Source organism: Corallococcus sp. AS-1-12 (assembly GCF_020036995.1).
GTDB lineage: Bacteria > Myxococcota > Myxococcia > Myxococcales > Myxococcaceae > Corallococcus.
The window spans coordinates 299296-315618 of record NZ_JAIQDD010000002.1; the positions used below are offsets into that span (position 1 = coordinate 299296).

Consider the following 16323-nt stretch of genomic DNA (forward strand, 5'->3'; position numbering starts at 1 on the left):
AAGGATTGGAATTGCCGTCGCGCGTCAGCCGGGGTTCAGGGATTGACGCGTCGTGACATGTTTTAAATGTATCAATTGCGCAATGCGTCGCCGTGCGGGGATGGCGCGGGTTGCGGCGGGTGCGGGGCGCGGGGTATGGCCTTGGGCATGAGCACGCACGCGCGTTGGAAGCTGCCCCTGGGCACGGCGGGAGTCCTGGTCCTGGCGGTGGGGGCGTGGCTTGTCTTTGGCGGGCCGGCGCCACAGGACGCCGCGCCGGTCCCGGTGCCCGCGCCCGTGACGCAGGCCCCCGCGCCGCCGCCCGTGTTCGCGTCCTCGCCGGCGGTGCCCCGCGCGAAGGACGGTGGGCTGGACCTGGTGGGCGCGGCGACGGCCCAGGTGCAGGCGGCGCCGGACCCGGAGCCCGCCCCCTATCCGGTGGACCTGGAGGCCCTGCGCGCGAAGCTGCCGGGCAACCTGTACTTCGAAATGGACGCGCCCACGAAGGACCCGGCGGAGCTCAGCCGCCGCGAGGGCGTGAAGGCGAAGTGGAACGCGCTCTACGGCAAGGTGCTGTCCAACGAGGCCTCCGAGGAGGAGGTGCACCAGTACTACGAGCACCGCCGCCAGGTGTCCGAGGACGCCATCGCCTTCGCCACCACGATGCTGCAGGACTACGGCGACAAGCTGCCCTCGGAGCACCGGGGCCTCCTGGAGCTGAGCGTGAACATGCACCGCACGCGCCTGGCGGAGCTCCCCCGCCAGGAGGCGGAGGCGCTGTCGCGCCGCGAGGCCCACGCCCAGCGGCAGAAGGAGTGGCGGGCCGGCGGCGGCCGTCAGCCCTGAAGCGACGCTTCCGCGCCGGGGAAGGTGCGGATGAGCGGGGAGCGCACGGCGGAGGAGGCCACCCACAACTGGTGGGAGGAGCGGGTGACGGCGACGTGCAGCCTGCGGCGGGCCTCGTCGTCCGTGGGGTAGGCGCGCGCGGTGACGTCCGGCAGGACGACGTAGTCGAACTCCAGGCCCTTCACGTTGTCCACGTCCGTCACGTCCACGCCGGGCTCGAAGGAGAAGTCGCCCTCCAGCACCAGCCGCGCCCAGGGCATCTCCCGGATGACGCGGTGGAAGGACTGGGCGGACTCGCGGCTGCTGGCGATGACGCCCACCGACGCGTGCGGCTCGCGCAGCACCAGGTCCCGCAGGGCGTCCGCCAGGAAGAGCCACGCCTGGGCCTCGTCCGGGAAGTGGTGGAAGCCCACGGGCGCGCCCTCGCGGCCGGCCTTCGCGGCGGTGGCGGGGGACTGGGTGCCCAGCACGTGCTGCGCCAGCTCCACCACCGGGCGCGGGCAGCGGTAGGACACCTGGAGCCGGCAGGTGGCGGCGTCGCGGATGCCCAGCTCCTCCAGCGCGGCGTCCCAGCCGGCGAAGCCCGCGGTCGTCTGTTGCACCTCGTCCCCGGCGAGCGTGCAGCTCCGGCTGTCACCGAGCAGTTGGCTGACGACGAAGAGCTCGAAGAGGGAGAAGTCCTCCGCCTCGTCCAGCACCACGTGCGCCAGCCGCTCCACGCCCAGCGCGCCCCGCTGCGCCTTGAGGAACATGAGGACGGGCAGGTCGTCCGGGTCCACCGTGCCCGCGAGCGCGTCCGGCGTGTCCGCTTCAATCGCGCGCCCGTCCACGGTGATGAGGCGGTCCTCGTCGAAGCCCTTGTACTGGCGCGACAGCGGCGTGGCGAGCTGCTGCCGGGTGTGCTCCAGCACCTCCGCCACCACGGTGCGCGGCAGCTCTCCCTTCGCGTCCGCCACCACGGCCTCCAGGAAGGCGCGGTCCATGTACGCGTCCGCCAGCTTGATGCGCAGCCGGTCCAGCGTGGGGGGCAGGGGCTTGCCCTTGAACACGGGCACCCGGCCGGCGAGCGCGCGGCGCAGGGCGGGGTGGCGCTTGAAGCGCGACACGAGCGCGGGCGTCTCCGGGGACAGCTTGATGCCCGGCACGCTGAAGGCGGACCGCGCGGTGGCCAGCGACCAGGCCTCCAGCGTCTCCACGGACACCTTGCCCAGGCCCAGCGGCGCCAGCAGCCGGCGCGTGAGCCGGGCCAGGCCCTCCTCCGGGACGACGACCTTGGTGCGCGCCTGCGGGTACGTCTTCGCGTCGTCGAAGATGACCTTGGCCAGCCGGTGCAGCGCCACCGTCGTCTTGCCGCTGCCCGCGCTGCCCAGCACCAGCAGCGGCTGCTCCGGGCCGGTGCTGACGGCGGCGTACTGCTCCGCGTCCAGCAGCGCCGTCACGCCGAAGGCGTCCTCCACGCGCGTGGCGCCCTGGCCCACGCCCAGGAAGCCCGGGCGCGCGGCGGTGCCGCTGCCGCCCGCGAGCACGGAGGCCGCGTCACGCCCGCGCGCGTGCCAGCGGCCGTGGGCGTCGCGCTGGAGCAGGTGCGGGCCGGTGCTGATGCGGGTGAGGACGCCCTTCTCGATGATGACCAGCCGGCGCGCCTCCACGTCGCCTTCGGAGAGCCGGTCTCCGAAGGACTCCTCGAACGCGTCACCCTCCTCGTAGTTGTAGAAGACGCGGGCGACGGGGGCGAACCTCCAGTCGATGACGCGCACGCCGGCGGAGAGGTTGGCGAAGCTGGTGCGGCCGAGCAGGTAGTCGCGCGAGCCGGTGGGCCCGGACAGGCGCAGGTGCGCGAAGTAGGGGGCGTTCGCGTCCGGCAGCGGGACGGCCTCCTGCCGCTCCAGCATGGAGCGCACCTCGTTCATCTGGGTGAAGACGTGCGGCAGGTCCGCGGCGTGCGCCGTGGTGGCGTCGTCGCGCAACACCTGGAGCTGGGCCATCAGCCCCTGCGTGTCCAGCGTGCGCTCCGCGGCCTGACGTCGCGCCTCCGCCAGCGCCTGCTGCACGCGGGACAGCAGGGCTTCCTCCTCGGCGATGAGCGCGAGCGCCTCGGGCGACAGCTCCTGCTCCTGGCCGGCCATGATGTCTTTCCTTTCCGCCCGCGGGCGTTCGTGGAGCGGGCAAGGTGAACGCTGGCCACCTCCGGGTCAACCCGTTGGATTTCCGGGCCAACTTGCTAGATTGAGGATCGCGGTGAAGGCGCCTGTCCTGCGTCCCGGGTCCTCCCGCGCGCGCGCTCCCCATCCACCCCGTCAGGTTGCCTCCCCATGGGGTGGGGTGGATGTCCGCGACTGGTCGCTGAAGGGGGGTGTCTGTCGAATGGCGGCGCGCACCGGGCGCGGGTGGCTTCTAACGGCACTCGCGGCTTGCTTCCGTCCGCATCCATCCCGAACACGGAGGATGCACCGGATGACCTCGAAGAACGCGCCGTTCCGCTGGACGCTGTCACTCGCAGCCGCGCTGGGAATCGCCACGTCGGCGGGGGCGCAGGAGCCGGAGCCCCAGACGGAGACGGAGACGACGACGACGACCACCACCACGATGAGCTCGGAGGAGATGGCGAAGCCGGTGAAGCCCCAGGGGCGCATCGGGCCGCAGTTCGCGGTGAGCGGCAACGTGGGCTTCGGCCTGGGCTACGTCTACACGAACGGCCAGGCGCCGTCTGGCGGGCTGGAGGACCTGAAGATCACCCAGTCCGCGAAGATCTCCTTCCCCATCCTCGCGGAGCTGGGCTTCCGGGTGACGCCGCGCTTCTACCTGGGCGTGTGGGGCAGTTGGGAGCCGGTGCTGACGAAGACGAACGAGCTGTCGTGCCCGGAGGGCTTCAGTTGCGACACCTTCCAGTGGCGCGTGGGGCCGGAGGTCCGCTACCACATCCGGCCGGACGCGAGCTTCGACCCGTGGATTGGCCTGGGCGTGGGCCTGGAAATCCTGAAGAGCCACGTGGAGGGGGACACGCAGGTGCAGGTGGCGCCGGGCGTGTTCCTGCCCACGCACGTGGACACGCACGTCACGGACCGGGGGCCCACCATCGCGCGCCTCACGCTGGGCGGCGACCTGCGGCTGACGCGGGCCCTGGCGGTGGGGCCCATCATCAGCGCGTCCGTGGGCCAGTACACGGTGCGCACCGGGACGCAGACGCTGGACATCACCGGCGTGGGCAGCCGCGACCAGGGGCTCACGCCTGTGGATGACGGCTTCCACGCGCTGTTCACCATCGGCATCCGCGTGGCGTTCCTGCCCCTGTAGCAATGGGTGGAACCTGGGGACCGGGTGAGGTGTGTCCTGGGGCGCACCTCTCCCGGAGTATGGCGTCTCGAAAGGAGGCGCGGCTTGAAAGCGCGGGGTGGGCCCTGACAGCATCCCGCGCCATGGATGAGCGCTTCACCCCGGAGCACGAGGCGTTCCGCCGCACCGTGCGTCAGTTCGTCGAGAAGGAGCTGGCCCCGCACGCGCTGGAGTGGGACCAGGCCGGCGAGTTCCCCCGCGACGTATTCCGCCGCTGCGGCGAGCTGGGCTTCTTCGGCATCAGCCATGATCCGGCCCATGGCGGCAGCGGGCTGGATTACTGGTACGTGGCCGCCTTCGCGGAGGAGCTGGCGCGAGCGCGCAACGGGGGCGTGGCGATGTCGCTCCTGGTGCAGGGGCAGATGGCCACGCCGGTCATCAACGAGCTGGGCACCGACGAGCAGAAGCGCGAGTTCCTGGCCCCCGCGCTCACCGGGGAGCGCATCGCCGCATTGGCGATGAGCGAGCCGGACGCGGGCTCGGACCTGGCCCGCCTGCGCACCACCGCGCGCAGGGACGGTGACGACTACGTCATCCAGGGCGCGAAGACGTGGATCTCCAACGGCGCCCGCGCGGACTTCCTGGTGCTGGCGGTGCGCACGGGACGGGAGGGCGCGCCGGGCATCTCGCTGGTGACGCTGCCCACGGACGTGAAGGGCTTCAGCGTGTCGAAGAAGCTCCAGAAGGTGGGCCACCGCTCCTCGGACATGGCCATCCTCTACTTCGAGGACTGCCGCATCCCCGCCCGGTATGTGCTGGGCCGGGAGAACGACGGCTTCTTCCACATCATGAACAGCTTCCACGCGGAGCGCCTGGTGACGGCGCTCCACACGGTGGCGGTGATGGACGACCTCATCCGGGAAGCCATCCGCTACGGCCGCGAGCGTCAGGCATTTGGAAAGCGGCTGCTGGACTTCCAGGTGTGGCGCCACACCTTCGTGGACCACGCCACCCGCGTGGAGGCGGCGAGGCAGCTCACCTATCAGGCGGTGCAGCTCTTCAATCGCAAACGCAAACAGAAGCCGGTGAAGGAGATCGCCATGGCGAAGCTGCTCACCACGGAGCTGGCGCAGCGCGTGGCCTATGACTGCCAGCAGTTCTACGGCGGCATGGGCTACGTGGAGGAGTCACACGTCGCGCGGGCGTGGCGCGACGTGCGCATGCTCACCATCGGCGGAGGTACGTCCGAGGTGATGAAGGAGATCATCGCCGGGACGATGGCCCTGTAGCCTCACGCGGCCTCCCAGGGGCCCTGGCGTTCCTACTTCCCCAGGAGGCCGCCGAGCATTCCGCCCAGCCCGCCGCCGCCCTGGGGGCCGCCGCCACCGGAGCCGCCCGCGAGCAGGGGCACCACGGCGAGGATCTTCCCCACCAGGCCCGGGTCCAGGCGGGACTTGAGGAAGTCGAGGAGCAGGGGCGCCACCAGGGTGGCCTTGCTCGCGTCCAGGTTGAAGCGCTGGAGGATGGCCACCACGCCCGCGACCTCTCCCGCGTGGGCCGCCGCGCCGCCCAGGGCGCCCATGAGGCCGCCACCACCACCGCCGCCCGCGCCGCCGAGCATGCCGCCCAGCGCGCCCATGAGGCCGCCGCCGTCACCCGAGGGGGCCTGGGCCGCCGCCTGCTGCTGCCAGCCCTGCAGCTCCGGGATGGCCTGGTCCATCTGCCGGGCCGCGTCCGGGCCGACCTTCTCCTGCACCGTGCCCTGCACCAGCTTCAGGAGCGAGCCCGCGAGCCCCTGTGCCTGCGTGCCGTCCACTCCAAGCTGCTGCGAGAGCTGTCCGATGAGGTCCATGCGCCGCGCTCCTTCACGTGAGTCCCGGATGGGAGGGGGCGGTTGTAGCGGTCCGGACCGGGGCGGTGGCCGGAAAAAGCAGCGCGAGCGTTGGTCGGAGGACGCCCGGAGGGGGCGCTACAGTCGGGTGAAGGACCAGCTCAGCGCGCGGCCGCCCTCGTAGGGCATGACGCCGTGGAAGGGGCGCGGGTCCGCGTCGAACACGAGCGGCAGGAAGTGCCGGTCTCCGTCCCACAGGTTCAGGGACAGGAGGGAGGACACGGGGACCCAGGACAGGGAGCCCTCGGGGTTCTTCTCCAGGGGCGTGCCCTGGAAGGCGTCGATGCGGAAGATGAAGCCCAGCCAGTCCTCGCCGTGCTTGCCGAAGCCCGGCCAGGACAGGGTGCCGCGCAGGACCATGCGCGTGCACTCGATGCCGGCCTCCTCGCGGATTTCGCGGCGCATGCACGCGGCGATGTCCTCGTCGCGGTCCATCTTGCCGCCCAGGCCGTTGTACTTGCCGTAGTGGGCATCCTCCGGACGCGCGTTCCGGTGGATGAGCAGCACCTGCTGGCCGTCCGGCGACATCACGTAGCCCAGCGTGGCGACGATGGGGGTGTAGGGCATGGGCCGGGTTCGTCGCCTGATTCAGGCAGGGCGTCAAGCGGCGCGGCGCCATCGCCGCGTCCAACGCATGGCGCATGCATGGGTGTGACACGTCACACACCCATGCCCTGCCTTCGCTACGAGCAGGCCGTCGCGGTCAGAAGCAGCGCGCCCGGCCGGACACGTCGACCTGTCCGGAGGCGCCGCCCAGGTACCAGTAGCCGTTGCTCTGGAAGGTCCGGACGTACTCGCCGCCGCCCTCGAACTTGCCCCGCACGAACGTCAGGGCGCAGGAGCGGTTGAGCACGGGATCCAGCAGCTTCGCGGCGCCGCCCTGTCCCCAGCCGACCTCGTTCGTGTACGACGAGGAGGCGACGCAACGCGCCCGCACCCGCACGCCGCTCTGGCTGGAGTTGCCGTTCAGGTACCAGTAGCCGTTCTCGACATAGGCGTGGACCCACTCTCCGCTGCCGTGGAACTTGCCGGCGATGCCGGTGATGAAGCACACGCGGCCCGCCGCCGACCCCATGGAGACCGGGTACGCCATCGACTGGGTCCACTCGTATTGCTGGGAGGCGGTCGTGGCCACGCAGCGCGCCGCGCCCCGGATGCCGGACTGGCTGGAGGCCCCGCCGAGGTACCAGGAGCCGCCGCTCTCCGTGATGTCGATGCGCTCGCCGCCGCCCTCGAAGTCTCCGCCCACGCGGGTGAGGAAGCACGCCCGGCCCGAGCTGGCGCCCAGCGGCGTGAGGGACTGGCCCTGCGCCCAGGTGTACTCGTCGGTCGCGGCGATCTCCTCCTCCTGCGTGGCCAGCGCGGGCGCGGCGGGGACTTCCGCGTCCAGCGGCAGGTCCTCCGGACCGCAGCCCCAGAGCAGGGCGGGGAGCGACAGGGCGACCAGGGCGTGACGGAGCTTCGACATGATGGGGATGTCCTTGTGATGGGATGGATGGCGTGCGCCGCCCCGGGCCGCGGTGCGCCGCAGCGCCATGCCCGTCCCTTGAGCAATGCGTGTGCCGGAAGGACTGGGAGGGCCGGCCCCTCGGAAGCGCCGCCTTCCGGGCGCGTGGATGGCACGGGGCCGGGTGTGCCACCGGCACGCGCGCGACGTGCCAGTGTGCCAGCGCGTTTGATAGGCTTTGACGATGGCACTCTCCGGCGGCGACGCACCCGCCAGTCCTCCGGCCAGCGAACCGACGGCGCCCGGACCCGCGCCGATGGACCTGAGCACGCAGGAGGGGGAGCGCCCCGTCCCCGTGGAGGCCGCGCCCTCGCCCGGCCGGGAGCGCTACGTGCTGCTGTCGCTCCTGGGCCGGGGCGGCATGGGCGAGGTCCACCGGGCACGCGACCTGCGCCTGGGCCGCGAGGTGGCGCTCAAGTTCCTGCGGGGCGCGTCCCCGGAGCGCTCCCTGCGGCTGCTCCAGGAGGCCCGCGCCCAGGCGCGCCTGGACCACCCGAACATCTGCCGGGTGCACGAGGCCGGCGAGCTGAACGGCCGGCCCTACATCGCCATGCAACTGGTGGAGGGCGAGCCGCTGGACCGGGCCGCCGCCGCGCTCTCCCTGCCGGAGAAGGTCCGCGTGATGAAGGCCGCCGCGGAGGCCGTGCACGAGGCCCACCGGCTGGGCGTCATCCACCGCGACCTCAAGCCCTCCAACCTGCTGCTCACCCGGGACGCGGACGGCCGCCCCGTGCCCGTCATCGTGGACTTCGGGCTGGCGTACGACGCCGACCTGGGCCACGGCCTCACCGCCTCGGGTGACGTCATGGGCACGCCCGCGTACATGGCTCCGGAGCAGGCGCGGGGCGACGTGCGCGCCATCGACCGGCGCAGCGACGTCTACGGCCTGGGGGCCACGCTGTACGAGCTGCTCGCGGGCGTGCCTCCCTTTCGCGGCGCCACCCCGCTGGAGACGCTGCAGGGCGTGCTGCACGACGAGCCCCGTCCGCCGCGCGCGCTGGTGCCGCACCTGGACGCGGAGCTGGAGACGCTCTGCCTCAAGTGCCTGAGCAAGGACCCGGCGCTGCGCTACGCCTCCGCGCGCGCGCTGGCCGAGGACCTGGGACGCTACCTGGACGGCGAGCCCATCCTCGGGCGGCGCCCGGGGCCCGTCCACCGGGTGCGCCGGCTCGTGCGCAGGCACCGCGCGCTGGTGGCCGTGTCGGGCGTGTCGCTCGCGGGCATGCTGCTGCTCGCCGGACTCGCGGCGCGCTCGTGGCTGGCGGAGCGGGAGCTCCAGGCGGTGAGCGCGGCGCGCGTCCAACTGGCGGAGCAACTGGGGCAGCAGGTGCGCGAGTCCGAGTGGTTCGTGCGCGCCTACCAGGCCCTGCCGCTTCACGACACCCGGCCCGAGCAGGCGCGGGTGCGCGAGCGGCTGGCGGCCATGGCCTCCCTCCAGCACGGCCTGGGCGCCCGGGGCGACGGGCTCGTGCAACTGGCGCTCGGACGCGGGCTGCTGGCGCTGCGCGAGTTCGAGGCCGCGCACCGCGCCCTGGAGCGCGCGCGAGCGCTGGGCGTCGACACGCCGGAGCTGCACTCCGCGCTGGGGCAGGTGCTGGGGGAGCGCTACCGCATGGCCCTGGAGGACGCGCGGCGCAGCGGCGGCGCGGCGTGGGTGGAGCACCGGCGAGCGGAGCTGGAGGCGCGCTTCCTTCAGCCCGCGCTGCGGTCCCTGGAGCAGGGAAGGGGACTGGCGCTGGAGTCGCCGAGCTATCTGGAGGGCCTCATCGCCTTGTATCGGCGGGACCTCGCTGGCGCGGAGCGGGCCGCGCGGGAGGCCGTGACGCGGACCCCGTGGCTCTCCGAGCCCCGGAAGCTGCTGGCGGACGTCACCGCCGCGCGGGCCCTGGCGCTGCTGGAGCGGGGCGACTACGCGGGGGCGCGGGCGGGCTTCGAGGCCGCGGCCGGACGCTACGGTGAGACCCTGGAGGTGGCGCGCAGCGACGCGGCGGCCCACGAGGCGCTCGCGGAGGTCTGGTTGCAGGTGTCGGAGCTGGACCGGCGGGAGGGCCGGTCCCGGCGCGTGGCGCTGGAGCGGGCCGAGGCCGCGGCGGACCAGGGCCTCCAGGCGGACCCGGACCGGGCCTCGGGGCACACCCGCAGGGCGCAGGTGCTGATGAACCAGTACCGGCGGGTGACGTTCCAGGGCGAGGCCGACCCCCGTGGCGCGCCGGCCCTGCTGGACGCGTGGCTGCGGGCCGCGGAGCGCGCCGTGGCGCTGGCGCCGGACGACGTGCTCGCGCATGACTCGCTGGGGTATGGCCACTTCATGCGCGGCCTGCGGCAGGCCCGGGCCGGCGAGTCGCCGGACGCGTCCTTCGCGCAGGCCGTCACGTGGCTGTCGCGCGCCATCGCGAAGCAGCCGCGCTACCCCTGGGCGCTCAACGACCTGGGGCTCGTGCACCGCTGGCGCGGCAACCACCAGCGGGAGCGCGGGGTGGACCCCTCCGGGGCCTACGCGGAGGCGGAGCGGTGCTTCCAGCGGGCGGCGGAGGCGGACCCCTCCTATCTCTTCGCCCTCTCCAACCTGACGGAGCTGCACGCGGAGCAGGCCGCGTGGCGGCAATCGAGGGGGGAGGACCCGGCGGCGGACGTCCAGCGGGCGAGGGACGCGGGCGCGAGGGCGCTCGCGCTGGACGCCCGCTTCGCCGCCGTGCTGCACCACCTGGCCGCGGCGGAGCTGGCGCAGGGATACTTCCTCTTCGATACCGGAGCGGACGCGAGCCCCGCGATTTCGAGCGCGCTCCAGCACGCGGCGCGCGCGCTGGAGCTCAACCCGGCGTCGGACCGCGCGCTGCTGCACCGGGCCCGCGCGCACGCCCTGGAGGCCCGCATCGCGCTGCGCGAGGGCGGCACCCCGGCGCCGGCGCTCGCCCGCTCCGCCCAATCGCTGGCGGAGGCCCTGCGGCGCTCGCCGGCCTGCGCGGACTGCCGCGTCCAGGGCGCGGAGCTGGCGCGCCTGGCGGCGGAGCACGCGCGGCGCCAGGGCCAGGACGCCGTGCCCCACCTGCGCCGGGCGCTCGACGAGGCACGGCGCGCGACGGAGGCCCAGCCCTACGCGGACGCGCACGTGGAGCGCGCGCGGGCGTGCGGACAGCTCGCGTGGGCGCTGGCCCCCCGCGCGGCGCGGGCGGTGGTGCGCGAGGGGCTCGAACAGGTGGGCCAGGCGCTGCGGCTCGACCCGGCGCGAGCGGAGGCGCATGCCCTGCGGGGCGTGCTGCTGCTCGCGGGCGCGCGTGGACGGGAGGCGGCGGGAGCGCGGGACGAGGCCCGCGCCGCGCTCGCTCGCGCCGTCGAACAGGCCCCGCGGCTGCGCGAGGACTACGCCCCGTGGCTCCGCGACGCGGCGCTGGAGCCCGGCGGGTCATAGCCTCCGCGGCGGGGCCTACTGTTTCAGGGGGTGGGGCACGCCCGTCGCCATCACGGCGGGCGCGCTCCACCCGCGCACGGCGCCACAGGGCGGCAACTGGAGGCCCGCGGGCAGCGGCAGGGCGGTCCTGCGGTTCTCGGGGTTGAGGCAGACGGCGCCCTGGGGACTCCAGAGCGCCTCCAGGTGCTCGAGCTCCTCCAGCCGGTCGCTGGAGCGCGTGCCGAAGCCGTGCGCGTCCCGCCGGAGGAAGTCCGTGCCGCTCACCGTGAACGTCCGCGCGTCTCCGAGCCCCACGAAGTACGCGGCGCGCTTGGCCTGGAGACACGCGCCATAGACGGCCGCCCGCTCCGGCGTGTCCATGAGCGACGCCGGGTCCCACGGCGGATAGCCCCAGTCCAGGCACGCGCCGATGGCGCCCGTCTCGCACGCGAGCGTGACCGCGCTGGCGTCCGGTTGGACCGCGGCGTTCAGGCCGTCCACGTGCCGTCCCGGCAGCAGCAGCGAGGCGACCCGCTGCTTCTCGGGCGCCGCGCATTGGGGCCGCCAGTCCGGCATCCCCACCTGGCGGTAGTGCACCTGGAAGCGGCTGGCGCCGAGCGGCGTCCACCTCATCTCATAGCGCGCGTTCCGGGGGTCTCCATCCGCAGGGGTGACGGGCAGCGAGAAGGTGAAGGTCTGCTTCGCCAGCTCTGTTCCCCGGAGCTTCCGCACGTCGCCGTCCGGACCGGCCACCGCGAGGAAGAGGTCCGTGGGCGTGGCATGGATGCCGTGCAGGCGCGGCGCCGCGCCTGACGCTCCGGCCAGCTCGACCGGGACCTCGAGCACCGCGCGCCGACCCTCCCGGGAGCGGACCCTCATGCGCACGCCCTCGGGGGTGTTGACGAAGCCCTCCGGACACAGGGGGGCCGTCCGCTCGAACACGAAGCAGTGGCTCTGCCCCTCCGCGATGTAGATGCCCAGGCCGTTCGGATCCGGATCGCACTGGCCCGTGGGGCAACCGCTTGCGCCGGAGGGCTCCGGCTTCGCTTCGTTGGGGGGGACCCGCACGGGGGCGGTCAGCCGGCAGCCGCCGCTCCCCATCATCAATGCCAGACAGCCGAACCACACGCGATGAAGCTTCACCCGATGTCTCCTCGAGAAGGGCTCCGGACCGGAGCCGTTCGCGGCTCCTTGTGCGAGCCCCATGCCAATATGGCCCACGAACGCCGGGCCCGGGCGCAGGGTCCACCCAGGCCCTGGCGGCGCGGGCTGGCACGCGCGGTGGCACACGGGGCCTGTGCCTCCGGTGGGCCCGGCTATGCTGGCGCGGCATGGAACACGACCCGTCGACCCTGCAACCGAGCGGCGCCCTCGCGCAGCGGGCCTCCGCGGACGACGCGCCGGTGCCGGGGCTGCTGCGCCTGACGTGCGCGGGGACGCCGATGGCGGTGGCGGTGCCCCTCCAGGGGACGATGACGCTCGGCCGCGCGAGCCCCGGGCTGGGCGCGCTGCAGGACCCGCGGATGTCGCGCAGCCACGCGCGGGTGCACCACGACGGGCGCCGGTTCTGGGTGACGGACCTGGGCAGCCAGAACGGGACCTCGGTGGACGGCGAGCCCCTGCCGGCGAACGTGCCGCGCGAGGCCCAGCGGCTCATCCGGCTGGGAGACTCGCTCTTCGTGCCCACCCCGGACGTGGGCCCCCTGGCGCGCCAGGGCGTGCGAGAGGTGGAGGGCTTCGTGCGCGGCCCCGCCTTCCAGCGGCTGCTGGAGGAGGTGGCGCGCTCCGCCCAGCACGGCTTCACGCTGCACATCCACGGGGAGAGCGGCACCGGCAAGGAGCAGGTGGCCCGCACCTTCCACGACCGCGGCCCCCGGAGCCGGGGCCCCTTCGTGGCGGTCAACTGCGCGGCCATCCCCGCCGCGCTCGCGGAGCGGCTGCTCTTCGGCGCCCGCCGCGGCGCCTTCTCCGGCGCCGACGACGCGGAGGGCTACCTGCAGGCCGCCGACGGAGGGACCCTGTTCCTCGACGAGGTGGCGGAGCTGGACATGGGCGTGCAGGCGAAGCTGCTGCGGGCGCTGGAGACGCGCGAGGTGCTCCCGCTGGGCGGCTCGAAGCCCCGGAAGGTCGACGTCCAGGTCTGCTCCGCGGGCAACCGCGACCTGCGCGCGCAGGTGGCCCAGGGGCGGCTGCGCGAGGACCTGTACTTCCGCATCGGCAGGCCGGAGGTCTCCCTGCCTCCGCTGCGGCGGCGTCCGGAGGAGCTCCCCTTCCTGGTGGCGCGCGCCGTGGCGGAGCTGGCGCCGGGCCTGCCGCCGCACGTCACGCTCTTCGAGGCCTGTCTGTCGCGGCCCTGGCCCGGCAACGTCCGCGAGCTGCGCGTCGAGGCGCGCGCGGCCGCGCAGCAGGCCCTGCTCCAGGGCGCCGCCCGCGTCGAGGCCGCCCACCTCGCGCCCGGAGCGGGGACGGCGTTCGGCGCGGCCTCCGCGCCGGTGGAGGCCCCGCCGGCGCTCCCCGACAGGCCCCCTTCCGCCCGCGCGCGTCCCCTGGATGAAGACGAGCGGGCCCGCGTCGAGCAGGCCCTGCGCCACCACAATGGCAACGTGGCCGCGACCGCGCGCGCGCTCGGGATGCACCGCACGCAACTGCGGCGCCTGCTGGAGCGGTACGGCCTGGACCCGGGCCGGAGCTGATGGCGAGGCCCGGGCACGATGGCGCCGGGCCCCACCCCGGGCGAGCCTAGAAGCAGGTGCAGGCGGCCTTGTAACACTTGCCCAGGCGGAAGCCCTTCGCGACACAGCTCGCGTTGCACTCCTCCGCGTAGCACTCCACCTGCGAGGCCTCCGCGGTCGCGGGCGTGGACAGCGCCAGCGTGGCGCCAAAGGAAACAAAGGCCCCCGCGCCCATCGCGAACAGCACCCGGCCCGCCTTCTTCAACGACGTCATCATGTGTGTGTCTCCCGGTGTGGATGTTTCGGTTTGAAGCATAGCTCAACCCGGGAATTCAGGGGGTCCCCGGCGTGAGCTTCCACAGACGGCCGTTCGAATCGTCCGTCAGCAGATAGAGCGCGCCGTCGGGCCCCTGGACCACCTCGCGGATCCGCGCCTTGCGCTCCGTGAGCAGGCGCTCCTCGCCGACCACGCGGTCGTCCTTCAAGACCAGCCGCACCAGCGCCTGGCTGGACAGGCCTCCGATGAAGAAGTTCCCCTTCCACTCCGGGAAGAGCGCCCCCGAGTAGATGGTGAGCCCCGAGGGCGAGATGACCGGATCCCAATAATAGACAGGCTGCTCCATGCCCGCGGCCTGCGTCGTCTTGTGGATGGGCTCGCCCGAGTACTCCTCGCCATAGCCAATCGTGGGCCAGCCGTAGTCCTTGCCGGCCTCCGGGCGGTTGAGCTCGTCGCCTCCGCGCGGCCCCATCTCCACGATCCACAGCCGGTTCCGGGCATCCAGGGCCGCGGAGAGGATGTTGCGGTGTCCGGAGGACCAGATCTCGGGCCGGGCGTCCTTCCTGCCCACGAAGGGGTTGTCCTGGGGGATGGCGCCATCCGGGAGGATGCGGACCACCTTCCCGAAGTCGCTCTTGAGGTCCTGCGCCTGGACGCGGCCGGGGAGGATGGAGCGCTCGCCGAGCGTGACGAAGAGCTTGCCATCCGGCGTGAAGACGAGCCGCCCGCCCGCGTGCATCGTGGACTCGAGCGTGGGCTGCATGCGGAAGATGACCTGGAGCCCCTCGATGCGCGGCTTCGGGCCGTCCACCAGCTTCGCGCGCGCCACCGCGAGCCCGTTGCCGCCCTCGCGCGGCTCGTAATAGGTCCAGTAGATGAGGCCGCTCTTCGCGGAGTCGGGCCCCACCTCCACGTCGAGCAGCCCGCCCTGTCCCCGGCCGTCCACCTTGGGGAGGCCCGCCACCGGGGGCGACTTCTTGCCCGCGGCGGTGACGATGTAGAGCGAGCCCGTGGGCTTCTCCGTGACGAGGAGGCGGCCATCCGGCAGGAACGCGAGGGCCCACGGCTTGTTGAAGCCCGAGGCGAGCTCCGTCACCACGATGGGCGTGCGCGTCTTCACCGCCGGGGCGCGCGTCTGCTGCGGGAACGCGGGCTTGAACTCCGGGACGTTGGGGGGCGCGGTCTCCAGCGGCCGGGGCGTCTGGGCCGCCGCTTCAGGGGCGGCGCCGAGCAGGAGGGAGGCGATGAGCGAGGTCACGAGTCCATGGCGCATGGGGTGACTCTCCGCCGGGACGGGCCGGGCGTCACCCGTCGAGGGACACGCGTCGCGCCTCTTCGTTGCCTGGGTGAACAGTCGCGGCGCCGCCCACCGTGAAGTCGAGCACCCGGTCCCACAGCGCCTCGAACTGCGGCTCCTGGAAGTCGGAGCCCGACTTCAGCCAACTGATGTGCTCCGGGGGCTGGTCGAAGTGGCCCATGACGTCCAGGTGGTCCGCGCGCGCGACGTGGAGGACCTGTCCCCAGACCTGGGCGCGGCTCGGGACGATGCCGTCGCTCCGGGACTCGAACCTCCGGCCGAGCACGTCCTGGAGGGCCTGGGTCTGGGCCGGCGTGCGCTCGGGAACCTGGAGCTCCCGGGAGAGCGGCGCGCTCTGCTCATACAGGAAGGCGAAGAGCGCGTAGAGCAGCGCGTCCGTGGTGAGCAGCAGGCGCGACGCCAGCGTGGGCGGCGGCGCGCCCGTGACGACGCAGCCGTAGCGCACGCCCTCCCGGTCCGGTGTGTTCGCGTTGAAGGTCCTCACGCTGGCCGGCATGAGCTCCTGGATGAGCGCCTGGTTCTCGCCCACCTGGCCGAAGAACCGGATGAGGTCCTCGCGCTCGCCCTCCGAGAGGTCCGCCGTCAGCCGGACGATTTGATTGAAGAGGTTGGGCGGGAGCTTCGCCTCTTCGCTCCTCAGCACCAGCCAGTAGCACGCCTGGAGCGCGGCGGTCCGCAGGGGCATGGCCTTGCGGTGCAGGGTGAGGAAGGTGAAGAGCCACAGGTAGCGCAGCAGCGTCTTCCCCACGCCGCCCTGGTGGAAGTAGCTGGCCAGCGGGGTGCCGTGATGCGGGGTGGCGATGGTCACCACCGAGCGCACCCGCTTCACGAAGGCCGGCGCCTCCCGCGCCATGCGCGGTGAGACGACGCTGCGTGCATCCAGCCCGCCCGTGGAGTGGCCGACGAGGTGGAGGTGCGCGTCGTCCTCGTTCGCGGTCCGCGCCATCTCCCGGAACACGTCCCGGGCGCGCGCCTCCAGCCCGGAGGTGGGGGCCGAGGCGATGGCGTGCACCCGTGCATGGATGCCGCGCTCCTTGAAGCGCCGCTCGAGCAGACGGGGGACGTTCTGGAAATAGGCGATGCGCTCCGTTTCCTTGTCACCCATCTGCGTGAAGCCAAAGAAGCCGGGGACCAGATAGACGCGGTGCCGGTTTGCCATGGGGCAATCCTAG

13 protein-coding genes are annotated in these 16323 nt (G+C 73.2%); 5 read left to right on the forward strand and 8 right to left on the reverse strand.

The genetic code is table 11. The annotated features are described in order from the left end of the window. The first annotated feature begins 147 nt into the window (after positions 1-147). On the forward strand, positions 148-825 hold the full coding sequence (locus K8556_RS03615) for a hypothetical protein (RefSeq protein ID WP_223738594.1): 678 nt from the start codon (positions 148-150) through the stop codon (positions 823-825). On the opposite strand, the gene K8556_RS03620 is transcribed toward K8556_RS03615, so the two are convergent. Continuing rightward, positions 816-2951 (reverse strand): ATP-binding domain-containing protein, encoded by a 2136-nt coding sequence (locus K8556_RS03620; RefSeq protein ID WP_223738595.1) that lies wholly within the window; start codon positions 2949-2951, stop codon positions 816-818. The genes K8556_RS03615 and K8556_RS03620 overlap by 10 nt on opposite strands. A 328-nt stretch (positions 2952-3279) precedes the next feature. On the opposite strand from K8556_RS03620, the gene K8556_RS03625 reads away from it, so the two are divergent. Together K8556_RS03625 and K8556_RS03630 are read left to right on the forward strand one after the other, a co-directional pair. Then, complete coding sequence (locus K8556_RS03625; RefSeq protein ID WP_223738596.1) at positions 3280-4119, forward strand: hypothetical protein; 840 nt, start codon at positions 3280-3282, stop codon at positions 4117-4119. Positions 4120-4241: 122 nt separating this feature from the next. Next, positions 4242-5387, forward strand: coding sequence for an acyl-CoA dehydrogenase family protein (locus tag K8556_RS03630; RefSeq protein ID WP_223738597.1), 1146 nt, complete (start codon positions 4242-4244; stop codon positions 5385-5387). A 32-nt stretch (positions 5388-5419) separates the two neighbouring features. Here the strand turns inward: K8556_RS03630 and K8556_RS03635 are convergent, their stop codons facing one another. The 3 genes from K8556_RS03635 to K8556_RS03645 all read right to left on the reverse strand — a co-directional run bounded on the left by K8556_RS03635 (position 5420) and on the right by K8556_RS03645 (position 7457). Continuing rightward, complete coding sequence (locus K8556_RS03635) at positions 5420-5950, reverse strand: DUF2780 domain-containing protein (protein ID WP_223738598.1); 531 nt, start codon at positions 5948-5950, stop codon at positions 5420-5422. A 117-nt stretch (positions 5951-6067) separates the two neighbouring features. Beyond that, positions 6068-6556 (reverse strand): 8-oxo-dGTP diphosphatase, encoded by a 489-nt coding sequence (locus K8556_RS03640; protein ID WP_223738599.1) that lies wholly within the window; start codon positions 6554-6556, stop codon positions 6068-6070. A gap of 136 nt (positions 6557-6692) precedes the next feature. Further along, positions 6693-7457: a hypothetical protein gene (locus K8556_RS03645; RefSeq protein WP_223738600.1), complete on the reverse strand. Its 765-nt coding sequence runs from the start codon at positions 7455-7457 to the stop codon at positions 6693-6695. Between the two features lie 295 nt (positions 7458-7752). Between K8556_RS03645 and K8556_RS03650 the strand changes: the two genes are divergently transcribed. Then, positions 7753-10905 carry a serine/threonine-protein kinase gene (locus K8556_RS03650; protein WP_223738601.1) on the forward strand — a complete coding sequence of 1051 codons (3153 nt, stop codon included), beginning with the start codon at positions 7753-7755 and terminating at the stop codon, positions 10903-10905. Positions 10906-10920: 15 nt separating this feature from the next. On the opposite strand, the gene K8556_RS39690 is transcribed toward K8556_RS03650, so the two are convergent. Continuing rightward, on the reverse strand, positions 10921-12027 hold the full coding sequence (locus K8556_RS39690; protein ID WP_223738602.1) for an ADYC domain-containing protein: 1107 nt from the start codon (positions 12025-12027) through the stop codon (positions 10921-10923). 188 nt (positions 12028-12215) lie between these two features. On the opposite strand from K8556_RS39690, the gene K8556_RS03660 reads away from it, so the two are divergent. Next, on the forward strand, positions 12216-13577 hold the full coding sequence (locus tag K8556_RS03660) for a sigma 54-interacting transcriptional regulator (protein WP_223738603.1): 1362 nt from the start codon (positions 12216-12218) through the stop codon (positions 13575-13577). Positions 13578-13623: 46 nt separating this feature from the next. Here K8556_RS03660 and K8556_RS03665 read toward each other — a convergent pair whose 3' ends face one another. Genes K8556_RS03665 through K8556_RS03675 form a run of 3 tightly spaced genes read right to left on the reverse strand, consistent with a single transcriptional unit; the run spans position 13624 to position 16310 of the window. Continuing rightward, entirely contained in the window at positions 13624-13833 is a 210-nt protein-coding gene (locus K8556_RS03665; RefSeq protein ID WP_014394946.1) for a hypothetical protein, read from the reverse strand. A gap of 55 nt (positions 13834-13888) precedes the next feature. Beyond that, complete coding sequence (locus K8556_RS03670) at positions 13889-15106, reverse strand: PQQ-dependent sugar dehydrogenase (RefSeq protein ID WP_223738604.1); 1218 nt, start codon at positions 15104-15106, stop codon at positions 13889-13891. A gap of 31 nt (positions 15107-15137) precedes the next feature. Next, the gene (locus K8556_RS03675) at positions 15138-16310 is read right to left on the reverse strand and encodes a triacylglycerol lipase (protein WP_223738605.1); all 1173 of its coding nucleotides are present in this window, start codon (positions 16308-16310) and stop codon (positions 15138-15140) included. Positions 16311-16323: the final 13 nt, after the last annotated feature.

Excerpts from the sequence above, each read along its gene's own strand:
- K8556_RS03615 (WP_223738594.1), top strand. The coding sequence starts at position 148 with ATGAGCACGCACGCGCGTTGGAAGCTGCCCCTGGGCACGGCGGGAGTC.
- K8556_RS03620 (WP_223738595.1), bottom strand. The coding sequence starts at position 2,951 with ATGGCCGGCCAGGAGCAGGAGCTGTCGCCCGAGGCGCTCGCGCTCATC.
- K8556_RS03625 (WP_223738596.1), top strand. The coding sequence starts at position 3,280 with ATGACCTCGAAGAACGCGCCGTTCCGCTGGACGCTGTCACTCGCAGCC.
- K8556_RS03630 (WP_223738597.1), top strand. The coding sequence starts at position 4,242 with ATGGATGAGCGCTTCACCCCGGAGCACGAGGCGTTCCGCCGCACCGTG.
- K8556_RS03635 (WP_223738598.1), bottom strand. The coding sequence starts at position 5,950 with ATGGACCTCATCGGACAGCTCTCGCAGCAGCTTGGAGTGGACGGCACG.
- K8556_RS03640 (WP_223738599.1), bottom strand. The coding sequence starts at position 6,556 with ATGCCCTACACCCCCATCGTCGCCACGCTGGGCTACGTGATGTCGCCG.
- K8556_RS03645 (WP_223738600.1), bottom strand. The coding sequence starts at position 7,457 with ATGTCGAAGCTCCGTCACGCCCTGGTCGCCCTGTCGCTCCCCGCCCTG.
- K8556_RS03650 (WP_223738601.1), top strand. The coding sequence starts at position 7,753 with ATGGACCTGAGCACGCAGGAGGGGGAGCGCCCCGTCCCCGTGGAGGCC.
- K8556_RS03660 (WP_223738603.1), top strand. The coding sequence starts at position 12,216 with ATGGAACACGACCCGTCGACCCTGCAACCGAGCGGCGCCCTCGCGCAG.
- K8556_RS03665 (WP_014394946.1), bottom strand. The coding sequence starts at position 13,833 with ATGATGACGTCGTTGAAGAAGGCGGGCCGGGTGCTGTTCGCGATGGGC.
- K8556_RS03670 (WP_223738604.1), bottom strand. The coding sequence starts at position 15,106 with ATGCGCCATGGACTCGTGACCTCGCTCATCGCCTCCCTCCTGCTCGGC.
- K8556_RS03675 (WP_223738605.1), bottom strand. The coding sequence starts at position 16,310 with ATGGCAAACCGGCACCGCGTCTATCTGGTCCCCGGCTTCTTTGGCTTC.